Raw genomic sequence first — 17,685 nt, 5'->3', positions numbered from 1 at the left:
CTGGAATCTCGACCAGCCGCGCATTCGGGATTTTCCTGGCCAGGAAGCGGCTGGCGTCGGGATCGACCCGCGCATCGTTGCGGCGATGGATCAGCAGCGTCGGCGCGCTGATCGCCGCCAGCACACCACGTACGTCGATTTCCGCGTTCATTCGCGCCAGTGCCGCCGCTGCCGTCGGGCTCGCCGACAGCCGCTCGAAACGGGCCCACCACTGAGTAAAATGCGCGTCGTCGACCCGGCCCGGCGCGAAATTCGGCAAGGTGGCACCGGTGCCCCATGCCGTCTCTGCCGTAACGATGAAGGCGTTGAGGCGATCCGGCGGCATCACCCATTTGTGGAAATGCGCATAGCCGCCATAGAGCGCCAGGGCCCGCGTCCGCTCCGGATAGGTGGCGGCGAACAGCATCGCCAGCGGCGCTCCCTCGGAGGCGCCGAGCAGTGCGGCACGGCCGCTGCCGACCGCGTCCATCACCGCGCGCACATCATCCATGCGACTTTCGAGGCTGGGCAGGTGATGGACATCGACGCGGTCCGAGAGACCCGTACCGCGCTTGTCGAACAGGATCAGCCGTGAGAAGGCCGAAAGCCGCCGCAAGAGTCTGGTATAACCCTCGTCTTCCCAATGCAGGTCGAGATTGGAAATGAAGCCGGGGACGAAGACGAGGTCAAACGACCCCTGCCCGACCACCTGGTAGGCGATCCGCACCTCGCCGCTAAGGGCGTAACGGGTCTCGATCGGCCTCACGAGGTTGTCCGCCCGGCCTGACGATTTCTGATCGCCAACCATAGCAGAGCCGCGCCGGGTGCGGCAGCCTAAACTTTAGCGACGCGGAGTATAAGCGGCGCGGCTCGGCGGCTATTTTTGCGAGGCTGCGACGTCGGCCGGGAAGGCCTTGAGGCCGAGCTTGATATCGGCCTCTGCCGGGGTGATCGGCCGCTTGATCCTGGCCGAGGCGACCACAACCAGTTCGTCGAACCCCTCACCGCCGCTGTCCAGCATCTCGAAGAACTGGCGCCGCATCCTCGGTTCCCAGAACTTGTTGATGTGCTCGGCGACGCCGGCAATGCCTTCCTCGCGTGGCCTGGAGTGGAAAAAAGCGGCGATCTGGTTGGCCATGCGCACCAGCTTTTCTCTGGTGCTCATGATGTGGTCTTCGTCATGCGACATGCTGGGCAACTCCGGAGATCACCCGGTCAGGGTGGGTAAAAACATCGAAATCGTCGCCGCGCACCAACGCCACCAGCGTCATGCCGGCTTCCTGCGCCGTGCGGATGGCAAGTGCGGTGGGCGCGGAAACGGCGATGATGAAGGCAGAACCGATCGCCGCCGTCTTCTGCACCATCTCGACCGAAACACGGCTGGTCACCACGACAGCGCCCGATGCGCCATCGATATTGGCCTTGGCCAGCGCGCCCGCCAGCTTGTCCAGCGCATTGTGGCGACCGACATCCTCGCGCGCCATGACGACGCCCTTGCCGGGCACGTAGAAACCGGCGGCGTGCACAGCCCCCGTCTCGGTATGCAGTGGCTGCACCTTCGACAACAGCTTGACCGAACGGGTGATGTCTTCGGCCTCAAGCGTAAGCCTTGACGCACCGACCGCATCGACCGAGCGCATTGCTTCCTCGATGGATTCGATGCCGCAGAGCCCGCACCCGACCGGTCCGGCAAGCCGCCGCCGCCGCGCCTCGAAACGCGTATTGGCCTGGTCCTTCAACCGGATCTGGATGTCGATGCCGGCGCCGTGATCTTCCACTTCGATGGCTTCGATCTCTTCTGGCTCGGCGATAATGCCTTCGGTCAGCGAAAAGCCGAGCGCGAAATCCTCGAAATCGGCAGGGCTCGCCATCATTACCGCATGCGTGGTGCCGGCAAAGGAGAACGCCACCGGCGTCTCCTCAGGCACCATGCGGTTGGCCGCGGCCGTGCCGCTGGCGCGATGCGCCAGCCGCGAAATTTGCGTTGTCGCTTTGCGGCGCGCGGCCAAGACTACTCCGCCGCCTGCAGCGGAGTGATGCGGCGGCTCTGCTTGGCCTGTTCGTCATAGTCGCGCTGCCATTCAGACGGGCCGTTGGACGCGCCGACCTGCACCGCCGTCACCTTGTACTCCGGGCAGTTGGTCGCCCAGTCGGAAAAGTCGGTCGTGATGACGTTGGCCTGTGTGTCGGGATGGTGGAAGGTGGTGTAGACCACGCCCGGCGACACCCGGTCGGTGATCAGCGCGCGCAGCGTCGTCTCGCCCGAACGGCTGGTCAGCCGCACCCAGTCGCCATCGCGCAGGCCACGATTTTCTGCGTCGTGCGGATGGATTTCCAGCCGATCCTCGGAGTGCCACATCACGTTTTCGGTGCGCCGTGTCTGCGCGCCGACATTGTACTGGCTGAGGATACGGCCGGTGGTCAGCAGCAGCGGGAAGCGCGGTCCGGTTCTTTCGTCCGTCGCCACATATTCGGTCCGGATGAACTTGCCCTTGCCGCGCACGAAGCCATCGACATGCATGATCGGCGTGCCGAGCGGCGCCTTGTCATTGCAGGGCCATTGCACGGAGCCGACGCGGTCGAGCAGGTCGAAGGAGACATTGGCGAAGCTTGGCGTCGTCTTGGCGATCTCGTCCATGATTTCGGCCGGATGCGTATAGTTCCAGTCGAGACCGATGGCGCGGGCGAGCTCCTGCGTCGCCTCCCAATCGGCGTAGCGCGCCTTCGGCTCCAGCACCTTGCGCACCATGTTGATGCGGCGCTCGGCATTGGTGAAGGTGCCGTCCTTCTCGAGGAAGGTCGAGCCGGGCAGGAAGACGTGCGCGTAGTTCGCCGTCTCGTTGAGGAAGAGGTCGTGCACGACCACGCATTCCATGGCGGCAAGGCCGGCGGCGACATGCTTGGTGTCGGGATCGGACTGCAAAATGTCCTCGCCCTGGATGTAAATGCCCTTGAAGGAGCCGTCGACGGCGGCATCCAGCATGTTGGGGATGCGCAGGCCGGGTTCGTCGTCCAGCTTCACGCCCCACAGGCTCTCATAGATGTCGCGCACCGCGTCGCCCGAAATGTGCCGGTAGCCCGGCAGCTCATGCGGGAACGAGCCCATGTCGCACGAGCCCTGCACGTTGTTCTGGCCGCGCAGCGGGTTCACGCCGACGCCCGGGCGGCCGATATTGCCGGTGGCCATTGCGAGGTTGGCGATCGCCATCACCGTGGTCGAGCCCTGGCTGTGCTCGGTGACGCCGAGGCCGTAATAGATCGCGCCATTGCCGCCCTTGGCGTAGAGGCGCGCGGCGCCGCGGATCAGCTCGGGATCGACGCCGGACAGCTTGCCCACGGTTTCGGGGCTGTTTTCCGGCAGGGCGACGAAGGATGCCCAGTCCTGGAATTCCGTCCAGTCGCAGCGCTCGCGGATGAAGGCTTCGTCGAAAAGGCCCTCGGTGACGATGACATGCGCCAGCGACGTCAGCACGGCGACATTGGTGCCGGGCTTCAGCGGCAAATGGTAGTCGGCTTCGACATGCGCCGACTTGACCATCTCGGTGCGGCGCGGATCGAGCACGATCAGCTTGGCGCCCTGGCGCAGCCGCTTCTTCAGCCGCGAGGCGAACACCGGATGCGCGGAAGCCGGATTGGCGCCGATGATGACGGCGACGTCAGTGAATTCGACGGAATCGAAGTCCTGCGTACCGGCCGAGGTGCCGTAGGTCTGGCCGAGGCCGTAACCGGTCGGCGAATGGCAGACGCGCGCGCAGGTGTCGACATTGTTGTTGCGGAAGCCCTGCCGCACCAGTTTCTGGACGAGATAGGTCTCCTCATTCGTGCAGCGCGAGGAGGTGATGCCGCCGATCGCGGTGCGGCCGTACTGGTACTGGATGCGGCGGAATTCCTTGGCCGTATGGGCGATCGCCTCTTCCCAGCTCACTTCGCGCCAGGGATCGCTGACCTTTTCGCGAATCATCGGCGACAGGATGCGGTCCTTGTGCGTGGCGTAGCCATAGGCGAAGCGGCCCTTGACGCAGGAATGGCCGTGGTTTGCCATCCCTTCCTTGTAGGGCATCATGCGGATGACCTCGTCGCCCTTCACTTCGGCCTTGAACGAGCAGCCGACGCCGCAATAGGCGCAGGTGGTGACGGCGGAGCGCTCAGGCAGGCCCTTTTCGAGCACGGTCTTCTCGCGCAGCGCATCGGTCGGGCAGGCCTGCACGCAGGCGCCGCAGGACACGCATTCGGAAGCGATGAAGTCTTCATGCATGCCGGCGACCATGCGCGACTCGAAACCGCGGCCCTCGATGGTCAGCGCGAAAGTGCCCTGCACCTCTTCGCAGGCGCGCACGCAACGCGAACAGACGATGCATTGCGCCGGATCATAGGTGAAATAAGGGTTGGATTCGTCGCGGGCGATGTAGTCGACCGCCAGTGAGCCATGGCCCGGCGCGACGCCATTTTCTTCCTTGACGTGGTTGCGGCCCTCGACGCCGTAGCGGTTTTCGGTCAGGCCGACGGACTTCGCCACCACATCGAACTCGCTGGCGCCGGTTCCGGCCTTCTCGTTCCAGCCGGTAGGATGGTCGGAGACATAGAGTTCCATGACGCCGCGGCGGATGGCGTCGAGCCTGTCCGACTGCGTACGCACCACCATGCCTTCGCCGACCGGCGTCGTGCAGGAAGCCGGCGTGCCGCCGCGTCCTTCGATCTCGACGAGGCAGACGCGGCAGGAACCGAAGGAGTCCAGCATGTCGGTGGCGCAGAGTTTCGGGATTTCGACCCCGCCCTCCATCGCCGCGCGCATGATCGACGTGCCTTCCGGCACGCTGATGCTGCGGCCATCGACGGTCAGCGTGACCTGTTTCTCAGCCTTCGATTGCGGCGTTCCGTAATCGAGTTCTTCGATGAGCGTCGGGAAGTCGGCCTTGATGTTCATCTGCCAGCTCCTATTCAGCAGCCACGCGCGCCGGCGCGGGCTTGAAATCCTCGGGGAAATGCGTGATCGAGCTCATCACCGGGTAGGGGGTGAAGCCGCCCAGCGCGCAGAGTGACCCGAACTTCATCGTGTTGCAGAGGTCGGTGACCAGAGCGAGGTTCTTCTCCGGCTCGATGCCGGCGGCGAGCCTGTCGATGGTTTCCACGCCTCGCGTCGAGCCGATGCGGCAAGGCGTGCACTTGCCGCAGCTTTCGATGGCGCAGAATTCCATGGCGAAGCGTGCCTGCTTCAGCATGTCGGCGGTATCGTCGAAAATCGTGATACCGGCGTGGCCGATCAGTCCATCGCGCTTGGCGAATTCTTCGTAGTCGAACGGCGTGTCGAACAGCGCGCGCGGGAAGTAGGCGCCGAGCGGGCCGCCAACCTGCACCGCCTTGACCGGACGTCCGGTGGACGTGCCGCCGCCGATATCGTCGACGATCTCGCCCAGTGTCAGGCCGAAAGCGGTTTCGAACAGGCCGCCTTGCTTGACGTTGCCGGCGATCTGGATCGGGATCGTGCCGCGCGAGCGGCCCATGCCGAAATCCTTGTAGAAGGCGGCGCCCTTGTCCATGATGATAGGTACGGAAGCCAGCGAGATGACGTTGTTGATCACCGTCGGCTTGCCGAACAAGCCTTGGATCGCGGGCAGCGGCGGCTTGGCACGCACCACGCCGCGCTTGCCCTCCAGGCTGTTGAGCAACGAGGTTTCCTCGCCGCAGACATAGGCGCCGGCGCCGACGCGGATTTCCATGTCGAAGGCATTGGGCGAACCCAGCACATTGACGCCGAGCACGCCGTGCTTGCGGGCAATCTCGACGGCCTTGTTCATTGTTGCCACCGCATGCGGATATTCCGAGCGGATGTAGACAAAACCCTTTGTCGCGCCGGTGGCGATGCCGGCAATCGCCATGCCTTCGATCAGCACGAAGGGGTCGCCCTCCATGATCATGCGGTCGGCGAAGGTGGCGCTGTCGCCCTCATCGGCGTTGCAGACGATGTATTTGCGCTCCGATGTCGTATCGAGCACCGTCTTCCACTTGATACCGGTCGGGAAGCCGGCGCCGCCACGACCGCGCAGTCCGGAGTCGGTCACTTGGCTGACGATGTCGGCGGGCGCCATGGCCACCGCATTCTGCAGGCCTTTCAGTCCGCCGAGCGATTTGTAGGCATCGAGCGACAGCGGGTCGTTAATGCCGCAGCGCGCGAAGGTCAGCCGTGTCTGCTTGGCGAGGAACGGGATCTTGTCCGGGGCGCCGAGCCAGCGCTTGTGATGCCCGCCCTTGAGGAAGCCGCTGTCGAACAGGCTCTTCACGTCGGACGGCTTCACCGGCCCATAGGCGACACGGCCATTGGCTGTCGCCACTTCGACCATCGGTTCGAGGAAATAGGCGCCGCGCGAGCCGTTGCGCACGATCTTGGCCTCGATGCCGCGCTCGGCGAGTTCGTTTGCGATCGCCTTGGCGACCTTTTCCGCGCCCAGCGCCAGCGCGCCGGAATCGCCGGGAATGTAGATGCGGGGGGTCATGAGCGCACCTCGGCTACGATCTCGTCGATCTTTTCGTCATCGAGCCGTCCGATCACCTCGCCGTCCAGCATCGCCGACGGCGAACAGGCGCACAGCCCGAGACAATAGACGGGCTCGAGCGTAACCGATCCGTCACGCGTGGTCTCGTGGAAATCGATACCGAGCAACTGCTTGATCCTGGCTGCGACCGCGTCCGAACCCATCGACTGGCAGGCTTCCGCCTGGCAGAGCTTGAGCACGTGCCGGCCGGCCGGACGGGCGCGGAAGTCGTGATAGAAGGTGACGACACCATGCACCTCGGCCCTGGACAGGTTCAGCCCATCGGCGATCACGGGCACGGCGTCGTGCGGTACGTGGCCGAACTCTTCCTGAATGCCGTGGAGGATCGGCAGCAACGGACCCTCGAGGTCCTTCAACTCCTGGATAATCGCCGCAGTGCGTGACGCGATCTCGGTACTTGCAGGCTGCATCGTCATGCAGCGCCCTCCCTGGTCGATAGCTTTTAGCGCTAAGTCTTTACAAAATCAGAGGAAACCCGCGAAATCAATAAAGCGGTTTCGTTGCTCGATAGAAAAGTTCTATCGATGGGCTTCAGCTAGCATTGTCTAGCCTAGCGGTGCGCCCGGAAATCGTCTGCCAGCGCCATCGCCTCGTCCAGCAGCGCCTGCACCAGCGGCGTGTGCGGCTCACGCGGTGCGGCGACCAGCCCGACCGTGTGGCTGGCATCGGGCTCGACGATCGGAATGGCCCGGATCGGTTCGGAAAAACCGAATGTTTCCGCAAGGTTGAGCGGCATGATCGATGACCATTTGCCGGTTCGGATGTGCGAAAACAGCACGATCATCGAATTCGATTCCAGCGTCGGCCGCACCTGCACGCCGGCCTCGGCCAGGTGCTGGTCGATGATGCGGCGGTTCTGCATGTCCGGCGTCAACAGGCAAAGCGGCAGCTGGCTGATCTCGGCCCATGTCACTTTGTCGCGGTCGGAATAGGGATTGCCGATTGCGGTGATCAATTGGTAGCGCTCGTCATAGAGCGGCACGCTGGTCACCCGTCCCAGCGGTTCGTTGTCGAGATAGGTGATGCCGGCATCGACATCGAAATTGCCGAGCAGCGAAAGCACTTCGATCGAGGTCCGCGACAGCACCGAAAAGGTGACACCTGGGTGCTTGTCTCGAAAGGGCGTCGTCAATCTGGCCACCATGGCCAATGCTGTCGGGATGGCGGCAATACGGATGCGGCCGGAAAGACCGTGGCGCGCCGCCCGCATTTCCTCGCGCATGGTCCTGGAGTCGCCGACGATGCGGCGCGCCCACACCAGCACCTGCTTGCCCTCCGGCGTCAGGCCCTGAAAGCGCGAGCCGCGCAGCACGAGCATGACGCCGAGCTGGCCTTCCAGTTGCTTGATGCCGGCCGACAGCGTCGGCTGGGTGACGCCGCACACTTCCGCGGCCCGGCCGAAATGCTCTTCCCTGGCCAGCGCGATGAAGAATTCCAGCTTGTCGATCATTGGCGAAGGCTATCCGGCGCGGCGGCACCGCGCCAGATGGTGCCGTGCTCAATCATCCAGGCATGTCGCCCAAAAGTGACTTCGGTTTTGGGGCAGCGACATGCATAGGAAAGCTCTCGCGCCGCGCTGCCCGATCCCGAGATTTACCGGTCCACGAGATTGAGGATATTGCCGTCCGGATCCTTGAACCATGCGACTTTCATGCCGCCGCCGACATGGAGGTCACCCTCCATCGTCAGGCCGGGCATGTCGTAATGCTCGAAGGCGACACCCTTCGACCTGAGGGCGTTGACGACATCGGCGATTTTGTCGCCGACCCTCCAGGTCACCGCAGTCGCCTTGTTGGTCCCCGCGAATTCGGAACGATAGACATTGATGGTGGTGTCGCCGCTTTTGTACACGATCAATTCGCCGCCCTCATCGTGCACCTGTTTCAGGCCGAGCGTCCCCTCATAGAAAGCCTTTGCCTTGGCAAGGTCCCTGACCGCGAGATTGGCTGTTGCGTTGCTGTTTTCAAGCATGATCGTCTCCTTTCCTGGTTGTTCCCTCGTCATTGAACTGCGTCGAACGTGCCATTTCTGAAGTAGGGCCGCCCAGCCGCTTGACGAGCGTCAAGGACATGCGCCCTTGCTGCAAGTTGTGCCTTCAAACGGCGCCGATCCACATCTTTCAGCCGGTTTACTGTTTCCTGCGGCCGCGTGCGACGCTATGTGGATGCAACTGGTGCGCAGGGAGGGACGAACATGCTGGGCTGGTTCCGCAAGCTGTTGCCGCGCGAGGATCGCTTCTTCGACCTGTTCGAACAGCATTCCCGTACCGTGGTCGCCGGCGCCGAGGCACTCCAGTTGCTTCTCCAGGGCAAGGATATCGACCGCAGGTGCCAGGAGATCATCGATCTCGAAAACGAGGCGGACGACATAACCGCGCAGGTGCTGCTTGCGGTGAGGCGGTCTTTCATCACGCCTTTCGACCGCGGCGACATCAAGGATCTGATCCAATCGATGGATGACGCCATCGACACGATGCACAAGACCGTCAAGACGGTGCGGCTGTTCGAAAAGCGCGAATTCGATCCGCTGATGCAGGAAATGGGCGGCGTCATCGTCGACACCGCCAAGCTGGTCGCGGAGGCGATCCCGCTGCTCGCCAAGGTCGGCTCCAACAGCACACGCCTCAATGAACTCGCCGAGGAGGTCATGCGTGCCGAGGGCCGGGCAGACGACCTGCATGAGCAGGGTTTGAAGGATTTGTTCAAGCGCCACAATGGCGGTGATGCGATGGCCTATCTGATCGGCTCGGAAATCTATGGCCAGCTCGAGAAGGTGGTCGACCGTTTCGAGGACGTCGCCAACGAGATCAGCGGCATCGTCATCGAGAACGTCTAGCGATGGAAGCGACCATCGCCTTTCCCCTGCTCGTCGGCCTCGTCGCCGTGGCGCTGTTCTTCGATTTTCTCAATGGCCTGCACGACGCGGCCAACTCCATCGCCACCATCGTCTCCACGCGGGTGCTGCGGCCGCATTATGCGGTGCTGTGGGCGGCCTTCTTCAATTTCATCGCTTTCCTGTTCTTCGGCCTTCATGTCGCCGAGACCGTCGGCAAGGGCATCGTCGACGTCAGTGTCGTCACCCCGGCGGTGATCTTCTCGGCGCTGGTCGGCGCTATTGTCTGGAACATCATCACCTGGATCGCCGGTATTCCGTCGAGCAGCTCGCACGCGCTGATCGGCGGGCTGGTTGGGGCCGGGGTCGCAAAGGCGGGCTTCGGCGCCATCGTCTGGTCGGGCCTGGGCAAGACGGTCGCCGCGATCGTGCTGTCGCCGGCAACCGGTTTCGTCCTGGCGCTTCTCCTGGTCCTGGTGGTTTCATGGCTGTTCGTGCGACAGACGCCATTCGCTGTCGACAGCACGTTTCGCGTCCTGCAGTTCTTTTCGGCCTCGCTCTATTCGCTCGGCCATGGCGGCAACGACGCCCAGAAAACCATGGGCATCATCGCCGTGCTGCTCTATTCGCAAGGCATGCTCGGCACCTCGTTCTATGTACCGCTGTGGGTCGTCCTCACCTGCCAGTCGGCGCTGGCGCTGGGCACGCTTTTGGGCGGCTGGCGCATCGTCCACACAATGGGCTCGAAGATCACGCGCCTCAATCCGATGCAGGGTTTCTGCGCCGAGACCGGCGGCGCGATCACCCTGTTCGCAGCCACCTGGCTCGGCGTCCCGGTCTCGACCACGCACACGATCACCGGTGCCATCATCGGTGTCGGCGCGGCTCGGCGTATCTCGGCCGTCCGCTGGGGCATCGCCGGCAACATCGTTGTCGCCTGGGTCGTCACCTTGCCGGCGACGGCGGCGATTTCCGCTCTCACCTACCTGGCGCTCAGCCTGGCCCGGTGATGTCGCGGCGTGGCGCTTGGAGCCGTCTGCGTTCTGCACTATGTGAGCTGCAGCCGAACGCCAGGGAATAACCGCCATGTCCATTACCAAGGAAATCGTCACCGAGCGCCTGAAGACGGTGAACGGGCCGGATTTCACCGGCAACATCGTCGACCTCGGCATGGTTTCCGAGATTTTCATTGCCGATTCGAAAGTGTTCTTCTCGATCACCGTTCCCGCCGCGCGCGCCCCGGAGATGGAGCCGTTGCGCGCCGCCGCCGAGCGGGTGGTGAAGGCCATTCCCGGCGTTGCCGGCGCGGTCGTCGCGCTGACGGCTGAAAAGAAAGGCGGCGGCATGGAGGCGCCGGTTCCATCGCGCCCAGCACCCAGGCCGGCACCGCCCGCCGCCGCACCGCGCGCGGCTCCGCATGCTCCTGCTTCGCAGAGCCACGGCAAGCGCGGTGTGCCCGGCATCGAGGCGATCATCGCGGTCGCCTCCGGCAAGGGTGGCGTCGGCAAGTCGACCACGGCCGTCAATCTGGCGCTCGGTCTTGCCGCCAATGGCTTGCGGGTCGGCGTGCTCGATGCCGACATCTATGGGCCTTCGATGCCCAGGCTGCTCAACATCCATGGCCGGCCGCAGACGGTCGACGGCAAGATTCTGAAGCCCATGGAGAACTATGGCCTCAAGGTGATGTCGATGGGTTTCCTTGTCGATGAGGAGACGCCGATGATCTGGCGCGGGCCGATGGTGATGTCGGCGCTGACGCAGATGCTGCGCGAGGTCGAATGGGGGCGGCTCGACGTGCTCGTCGTCGACATGCCGCCCGGCACCGGCGACGCCCAGCTCACCATGGCCCAGCAGGTGCCGCTGGCCGGCGCCGTCATCGTCTCGACGCCGCAGGACCTGGCGCTGATCGATGCCCGCAAGGGTCTCAATATGTTCAAAAAAGTCGATGTGCCGCTGCTCGGGATCGTCGAGAACATGAGCTACTTCCTCGCCCCGGATACCGGCAAGCGCTACGATATTTTCGGCCATGGCGGCGCACGCCGCGAGGCAGAGAGGCTGGGCGTCACCTTCCTCGGCGAGGTGCCGCTGGAAATGGGAATTCGCGAGAGCTCGGACGCCGGCACGCCGGTGGTTGTCTCCAAGCCCGAGGGCGCCGAGGCGAAAATCTATCGCGATATCGCTTCCAAGGTCTGGGACAGGGTCAACGAGGAACGCGGCGCGGCGGAAGCGGCTGTGCCGAGCATCGTGTTTGAGTGACCCTCAAGGGGAGGGATCAGCCGCCGACTTTCTCGCCGAATGCCGAAAAGAACTGTCCGGCCAGTTTCTTCGAGGTCGATTCGATCAGCCGGCTGCCGAGTTGCGCGATCTTGCCGCCGACTTCCGCCTTGGCCGCATATTTGAGGACCGTCGCGTCCGGCCCGTCGGCGGTCAGGGTGACATCGGCACCGCCCTTGGCGAAGCCGGCAATGCCGCCCTTGCCTTCGCCCTGGATGGTGTAGGCATGCGGGGGCTTGAGATTCTTCAGCGTCACTTCGCCGTTGAAGGTCGCCTTGATCGGCCCGATCTTCAGCACCACCGTCGCCGCCATCTCGGTCGCCGATTTCATTTCCAGGCTCTGGCAGCCCGGAATGGCGTCCTTCAGGACGGCCGGGTCATTCAGCGCTTCCCACACTTTCTGCACGGGTGCGGCGATACGTTCCTCGCCTTCGATCACCAAAGCCATCAAAACCTCCCCGATCGCCGATGTCGGATTGGTCGTAGCGCGCGGCTCGATAGCTGTCTATCGCACCAAAGTCCGGATTCAGATCACGCGTGCCCCTTGCCTGCATCCGCGCGTTGTCATATCGATTTGTCATACAAATACGGAGACCATGATGGCTGGCGCCCCTACGAAAAAGAAAAAGTTCCGCTCGCAGGAGTGGTTCGACAATCCCGACAATCCGGGAATGACGGCGCTTTATCTCGAGCGCTACCTGAATTACGGGCTGACACGCGCCGAGCTGATGTCGGGCAAGCCGCTGATCGGCATCGCCCAGACGGGCTCTGATCTTTCGCCTTGCAACCGGCACCACATCGAGCTCGCCAAGCGCGTGCGCGAAGGCATCGTCTCGATGGGCGGCATTCCTTTCGAATTCCCCTGTCACCCGATCCAGGAGACCGGCAAGCGGCCGACTGCCGCCCTTGACCGCAACCTCGCCTATCTCAGCCTTGTCGAAGTGCTCTATGGCTATCCGCTGGACGGCGTCGTGCTGACCATCGGCTGCGACAAGACCACGCCTGCCTTGCTGATGGCGGCGGCCACCGTCAACATCCCGGCCATTGCGCTGTCGGTCGGCCCGATGCTCAATGGCTGGCACAAGGGCAAGCGCACCGGCTCGGGCACCATCGTCTGGGAATCGCGCCAGCGCCTGTCGGCCGGCGAGATCGACTATGACGAGTTCATGGACATCGTTGCCTCTTCGGCGCCGTCCACGGGCTACTGCAACACGATGGGCACCGCCACCACGATGAATTCGCTGGCCGAGGCGCTCGGCATGCAACTGCCCGGTTCGGCCGCCATCCCGGCGCCGTACCGCGAGCGCGGCCAGATCGCCTATGAGACCGGGAAGCGCATCGTCGACATGGTGCACGAGGACCTGAAACCGTCCGACATCATGACCCGCGCGGCCTTCGAAAACGCCATCGTCGTCAATTCGGCGATCGGCGGTTCCACCAACGCGCCGATCCATCTCAACGCGATCGCCCGCCATCTCGGCGTGCCGCTCGACAATGACGACTGGCAGAAGGTCGGTCTCAAGGTGCCGCTCATCGTCAACCTGCAGCCGTCGGGTGAATATCTCGGCGAAGATTATCACCATGCCGGTGGCGTGCCTGCCGTGGTGGCCGAGCTGATGAAGGCCGGAATGCTGCCGCACCCCGATGCCCTGACCGTCAACGGCAAGTCGATCGGCGACAACTGCAAGGGGGTCGCCAACGAGAACACCGATGTCATCCGCACCGTGGCCGAGCCGCTGAAGGCCGATGCCGGCTTCATCAACTTCAAGGGCAATCTGTTCGATTCGGCGATCATGAAGATGAGCGGCATCTCGCCCGAATTCCGCGAGCGCTATCTATCGAACCCGAACGACCCGGAAGCCTTCGAAGGCAACGCCATGGTCTTCGATGGGCCGGAGGATTACCACGCCCGCATCGACGATCCGGCGCAAGGCATAGACGAGCACACCATCCTGTTCATGCGCGGCGCTGGCCCGGTCGGCTATCCCGGCGGCGCCGAGGTCGTCAACATGCAGCCGCCGGCCTACCTCATCAAGAAGGGTATCCACGCGCTGGCCTGCATCGGCGACGGCCGCCAGTCCGGCACGTCGGGCTCGCCGTCGATCCTGAATGCCTCGCCGGAAGCCGCGGTCGGCGGCGGTCTGGCGTTGCTCAAGTCCGGCGACCGCGTCCGCATCGATCTGAGGAAAGGCACCGCGAACATCCTCGTCAGCGACGACGAGATCACGCGGCGGCGCGCCGAGCTGCAGAAAGATGGCGGCTACCATTATCCCCAGCACCAGACGCCATGGCAGGAGATCCAGCGCGGCATGGTCGACCAGTTCTCGGCCGGCATGGTGCTGAAGCCGGCTGTGAAATACCAGGATGTCGCCCATACCATGGGCGTGCCTCGCGACAATCACTGATTATTCCCGGGAATAGTCATCGATTATTCCTGGCTGGTCACGGATGATGGATGGACGAGGACCGGCGGCCTGATCGATCAGGCCGCCGCTCTGACGGCGTAGCCGCGGATGCTGCGTCCTTGACAAGACCGCGCAACAATTCCAACATCCATCGCAAGGGGTGCACCGCGACCACCCCGTGAGGCGTCAGCCCAATGTTCGCGTCCAAGCTTCTCTTTTCAGGAGGTGGACGCCATGCCGTCAACAACCGAAATTACCGTACAGCAACTATCCCGTCTGGTTGGTTTGCCCGGCGCGCCTGTAATCGTCGATGTCCGCCTCGATGAGGACTACGATGCCGACCCGCGCCCGCTGCCGGCCTCGCACCGGCGCAACTTCAAGACCGTCTCGACCTGGGCAGCCGACCTTGCCGGCAGCCAGGTGGCCGTGGTCTGCCAGAAGGGGCAAAAGCTCTCGCAAGGCGTGGCCGCCTGGCTGCGGCACCAGGGCGTTGCCGCCGAATCCCTCGAAGGCGGTTTCGAGGCCTGGCGTGATGCCGGCGGCCTACTGGTCCACGCCGCCAAGATCCCGTTCCGCGATGAAAAAGGCCGCACCGTCTGGGTGACGCGGGCTCGCCCCAAGGTCGATCGCATCGCTTGCCCCTGGCTGATCCGGCGCTTCGTCGATCCGCATGCGGTCTTCCTCTTTGTCGAGGCGGCCGAAGTGCCTGCTGTCGCGGACCGCTTTCAGGCCGTGCCCTTCGACATCGACAATGTGTTCTGGAGCCATCGCGGCGAACGCTGCACCTTCGACACGATGATCGAGGAGTTCGGGCTGGAATCCCAGGCACTCGATCGCCTTGCCACGATCGTGCGCGCGGCCGACACCGCCAGGCTCGATCTCGTTCCCCAAGCCGCCGGATTCCTTGCCGCCTCGCTTGGCCTGTCACGCATGTTCCGCGACGATCTGGAACAGCTGGAGGCGGGGATGCTTCTCTATGACGCGTTCTTCCGCTGGTGCCGCGACGCCACCGAGGAGACGCACAACTGGCCGAGCGGGGCGAAGCCGACATGAGCAGCCTCATGTCCCCGAAAAATGCCGACATCGTCGAGGCACCGGCGGTCCCGAGCTTCCGTGAAGCCACGAAACTCTGGGCGAAGATCGGATTGCTGAGCTTCGGCGGGCCGGCGGGGCAGATCGCGCTCATGCACAAGGAATTGGTCGAGGATCGGCGCTGGATCGGCGAGCAGCGTTTCCTGCACGCCTTGAACTACTGCATGCTGCTGCCCGGTCCCGAAGCCCAGCAACTCGCCATCTACATCGGCTGGCTGCTGCACAGGACGGCCGGCGGTCTCGTCGCCGGCATCCTGTTCGTGGTGCCGGGCGCACTCGTCATGCTCACCTTGAGCATCCTCTATGCGCTCTACGGCGATGTCCCGCTGGTCGAGTCTCTGTTCTTCGGCGTCAAGGCCGCCGTGCTCGCGGTCGTGGTCGAGGCGGTGATCCGCATCGGCCGCCGCGCCTTGAAGAACCGGGGGATGGTGGCGATCGCGCTTTGCGCTTTTCTCGGCATCTATGTCCTCAGCATTCCGTTCCCGCTCATCGTCCTGATTGTGGGATTGGTGGGATGGGCGGGAAACCGCGTCGCGCCAGCCCTGTTTTCCGGTGCGGCGCACGGCAAGAACGATGCTCCCGACATCAAGGGCGCGGTCGACCTGATGTTCGAGCGCGGCCAACTGGCCCATGCCAGACCGACAAGATGGCATGCGCCGCGCATTATCGCGATCTGGCTGCCGATCTGGCTCGGGCCGGTTCTGTTGCTCTGGGCGCTCACCGGGACAAACAGCGTATGGACGCAGATAGGCGGTTTCTTCAGCCTGATGGCGGTCGTCACCTTCGGCGGCGCCTACGCGGTTCTTGCCTATGTCGCACAGGCGGCCGTCGAATCCTTCGGCTGGCTGGCGCCCGGCGAGATGGTCGATGGCCTCGGGCTTGCCGAGACCACGCCGGGGCCGCTCATTCTGGTGTTGCAGTTTGTCGGCTTTATCGCCGCCTTTCGCCACTCCGGCGCGATAGGCCCGTTGTTTGGCGGATCGCTTGGAGCGCTGCTGACCTTATGGGTTACGTTCACGCCCTGCTTCTTCTGGATATTCCTCGGCGCGCCCTATATCGAGGCCCTGCGCGGCAACAAGGCTCTGTCGGCTGCGCTCGGCGCCATCACCGCCGCCGTGGTCGGCGTCATCCTGAACCTGGCTCTATGGTTTGCCTTGCACGTCATCTTCCACGACGTGCGCAAGTTGGGCCTCGGCATGAACGTGCCGGTGCCGTCGTCGATCGACTGGCGCGCCGCACTGCTGTCCTGCGCCGCCATGATTGCCATCCTCAGGCTGAAGGTCGGCATGCTGCCGACACTTGCCGGGTCGGCCCTGGCCGGCGTCTTGCTGCTGGCGGTGAGCGGATAGACGCCGGTCACTATCTTTGTATTCCGCCGGCCAACCACCTAACTGGTGGGAAAACGGATTGGACACTCATGGCGCAACGACGCTCTTCTCTTGGCTTTCTCGGCATGTTCGGCCGCTCGGGTGATCTGCGGCAGCTCGATGCCGCCTTGCGCGGCGCCGACCTGCATCCGGCCCTGGTGCCGGAGGGCGTAAAACTCACCATCGTCAATCTGATGAAGGACCACTGGCCCGAGGAACCGCCGCCGCGGGCCTATCCGCGGGTGGCGACCCTGTTCAGCTACTGCATCGCCGGACCGGAAACCTTCGAGCGGGCGCAAGGTCCGCAACAGCGGCTCGATGCGGAGCGCCGGATCGAGGCGGCTCTCGAAGCCGGCGACGGCCTCGATGCCCAGATCGTGCTGATGGCGCTGCACGCCAAGCTGATCAACGCCGAAGTCGTCGAACACTACGGGCTGGCAGCCGAGTAGACTGTTTGACGAGGAGCGGCTACCCGCCCATACCGCCGCGCGGCAGCTTGATCATGTCGCCGAAGCGGGCGCGCAATTTGTCGTCGAGCAGCTTCGGCACATGGCGCGGAAAGCGCTCGGCAAGGATGCGTTTCTTCTCGATGATCGCCCGCTGCAATATGTCGGGCCGGCCCTTCTCATTCCATTCCTTCGGCGAAAACCGGTCGCCAACGGCGGGATAGAAATATTCCGTCTGCATCAGCCGCAGCGTCTGCTCGTTGCCGAGATAGTGCCCCGGGCCTTTCAGGCAGACATCGGCGATGGTGGCGATCGACAGCGCTTCGTCGGTCACCTCGATGCCGCGCACGCAGCGCAGGCAATGACCGAGCATGTCGTTGTCGATGATCAGGCTTTCCAGGCAGAAGCCGAGCAGCGAGGCATGCATGCCGGCCGATTCATAGACCAGGTTGAGCCCGGCAAGGCCGGCCATTACGTCGGTGATGCCCTTTTCATAACCGGACTGGATGTCGGGCAGCTTCGAATCCGTCATGCCTGCGGCCGAGCCGCCCGGCAGGTCGTAGAATTGCGCCATCTGGGCGCAGGCGGCGGTCAGCACCGCCTGTTCGGCCGAGCCGCCCGACATGGCGCCTGTGCGCAGGTCCGATACGAACGGCCAGGTGCCGAAGATCGCCGGATGCCCCGGCTTGATGGCGTTGACATAGACCAGACCGGCCAGCACTTCGGCCACCGCTTGCAC

Annotated in this window: 17 protein-coding genes; 7 read left to right on the top strand and 10 right to left on the bottom strand. The window is 63.9% G+C overall.

The window, feature by feature from the left end; translation table 11 throughout:
* The 8 genes from EOA36_RS07435 to EOA36_RS07400 all read right to left on the bottom strand — a co-directional run.
* Window positions 1-745, bottom strand: a 745-nt coding sequence (locus EOA36_RS07435; protein ID WP_145969123.1) for an alpha/beta hydrolase, incomplete at its 3' end; no start/stop codon positions are given.
* Between the two features lie 111 nt (window positions 746-856).
* Window positions 857-1,168 carry a formate dehydrogenase subunit delta gene (locus tag EOA36_RS07430; protein ID WP_127276430.1) on the bottom strand — a complete coding sequence of 104 codons (312 nt, stop codon included), beginning with the start codon at window positions 1,166-1,168 and terminating at the stop codon, window positions 857-859.
* Window positions 1,158-1,988, bottom strand: a complete 831-nt coding sequence (fdhD, locus tag EOA36_RS07425) for a formate dehydrogenase accessory sulfurtransferase FdhD (protein ID WP_127276428.1) — start codon at window positions 1,986-1,988, stop codon at window positions 1,158-1,160. Before fdhD ends, EOA36_RS07430 begins: the two co-directional genes overlap by 11 nt.
* Window positions 1,989-1,990: 2 nt before the next feature.
* Entirely contained in the window at window positions 1,991-4,903 is a 2,913-nt protein-coding gene (gene fdhF, locus EOA36_RS07420) for a formate dehydrogenase subunit alpha (RefSeq protein ID WP_127276427.1), read from the bottom strand.
* Between the two features lie 10 nt (window positions 4,904-4,913).
* Complete coding sequence (locus EOA36_RS07415; protein ID WP_127276425.1) at window positions 4,914-6,470, bottom strand: NADH-quinone oxidoreductase subunit NuoF; 1,557 nt, start codon at window positions 6,468-6,470, stop codon at window positions 4,914-4,916.
* The gene (locus tag EOA36_RS07410) at window positions 6,467-6,946 is read right to left on the bottom strand and encodes a formate dehydrogenase subunit gamma (RefSeq protein WP_127276423.1); all 480 of its coding nucleotides are present in this window, start codon (window positions 6,944-6,946) and stop codon (window positions 6,467-6,469) included. The genes EOA36_RS07415 and EOA36_RS07410 overlap by 4 nt, the downstream gene beginning before the upstream one ends.
* A 134-nt stretch (window positions 6,947-7,080) precedes the next feature.
* On the bottom strand, window positions 7,081-7,980 hold the full coding sequence (locus EOA36_RS07405; protein WP_127276421.1) for a LysR family transcriptional regulator: 900 nt from the start codon (window positions 7,978-7,980) through the stop codon (window positions 7,081-7,083).
* 143 nt (window positions 7,981-8,123) lie between these two features.
* On the bottom strand, window positions 8,124-8,501 hold the full coding sequence (locus tag EOA36_RS07400) for a VOC family protein (protein ID WP_127276419.1): 378 nt from the start codon (window positions 8,499-8,501) through the stop codon (window positions 8,124-8,126).
* Between the two features lie 222 nt (window positions 8,502-8,723).
* Between EOA36_RS07400 and EOA36_RS07395 the strand changes: the two genes are divergently transcribed.
* The 3 genes from EOA36_RS07395 (at window position 8,724) to EOA36_RS07385 (ending at window position 11,618) form a co-directional block, all read left to right on the top strand.
* Window positions 8,724-9,365: a DUF47 domain-containing protein gene (locus tag EOA36_RS07395; protein ID WP_127276417.1), complete on the top strand. Its 642-nt coding sequence runs from the start codon at window positions 8,724-8,726 to the stop codon at window positions 9,363-9,365.
* A gap of 2 nt (window positions 9,366-9,367) precedes the next feature.
* The gene (locus tag EOA36_RS07390) at window positions 9,368-10,372 is read left to right on the top strand and encodes an inorganic phosphate transporter (protein WP_127276415.1); all 1,005 of its coding nucleotides are present in this window, start codon (window positions 9,368-9,370) and stop codon (window positions 10,370-10,372) included.
* A gap of 76 nt (window positions 10,373-10,448) precedes the next feature.
* Window positions 10,449-11,618: an Mrp/NBP35 family ATP-binding protein gene (locus tag EOA36_RS07385; protein WP_127276413.1), complete on the top strand. Its 1,170-nt coding sequence runs from the start codon at window positions 10,449-10,451 to the stop codon at window positions 11,616-11,618.
* A 16-nt stretch (window positions 11,619-11,634) separates the two neighbouring features.
* On the opposite strand, the gene EOA36_RS07380 is transcribed toward EOA36_RS07385, so the two are convergent.
* The gene (locus tag EOA36_RS07380) at window positions 11,635-12,084 is read right to left on the bottom strand and encodes a carbon monoxide dehydrogenase subunit G (protein ID WP_127276411.1); all 450 of its coding nucleotides are present in this window, start codon (window positions 12,082-12,084) and stop codon (window positions 11,635-11,637) included.
* Window positions 12,085-12,235: 151 nt separating this feature from the next.
* Here EOA36_RS07380 and EOA36_RS07375 point away from each other — a divergent pair, with 151 nt between their 5' ends.
* From EOA36_RS07375 to EOA36_RS07360, 4 genes are all read left to right on the top strand, one after another.
* Window positions 12,236-14,041 (top strand): IlvD/Edd family dehydratase, encoded by a 1,806-nt coding sequence (locus EOA36_RS07375; RefSeq protein WP_127276409.1) that lies wholly within the window; start codon window positions 12,236-12,238, stop codon window positions 14,039-14,041.
* 234 nt (window positions 14,042-14,275) lie between these two features.
* Window positions 14,276-15,094 (top strand): sulfurtransferase/chromate resistance protein, encoded by an 819-nt coding sequence (locus EOA36_RS07370; protein ID WP_127276407.1) that lies wholly within the window; start codon window positions 14,276-14,278, stop codon window positions 15,092-15,094.
* A complete protein-coding gene (gene chrA / locus EOA36_RS07365) occupies window positions 15,091-16,482 on the top strand; it encodes a chromate efflux transporter (protein WP_127276405.1) in 1,392 nt (463 codons plus the stop codon). Before EOA36_RS07370 ends, chrA begins: the two co-directional genes overlap by 4 nt.
* 68 nt (window positions 16,483-16,550) lie before the next feature.
* Window positions 16,551-16,949, top strand: coding sequence for a hypothetical protein (locus EOA36_RS07360; RefSeq protein WP_127276403.1), 399 nt, complete (start codon window positions 16,551-16,553; stop codon window positions 16,947-16,949).
* Window positions 16,950-16,968: 19 nt separating this feature from the next.
* Here EOA36_RS07360 and EOA36_RS07355 read toward each other — a convergent pair.
* The coding region (locus tag EOA36_RS07355; RefSeq protein ID WP_189553142.1) for a trimethylamine methyltransferase family protein at window positions 16,969-17,685 on the bottom strand (717 nt) is incomplete at its 5' end.

The organism is Mesorhizobium sp. M8A.F.Ca.ET.021.01.1.1 (genome assembly GCF_003998025.1).
GTDB lineage: Bacteria > Pseudomonadota > Alphaproteobacteria > Rhizobiales > Rhizobiaceae > Mesorhizobium.
This window is presented reverse-complemented; position numbering and strand designations above follow the sequence as displayed.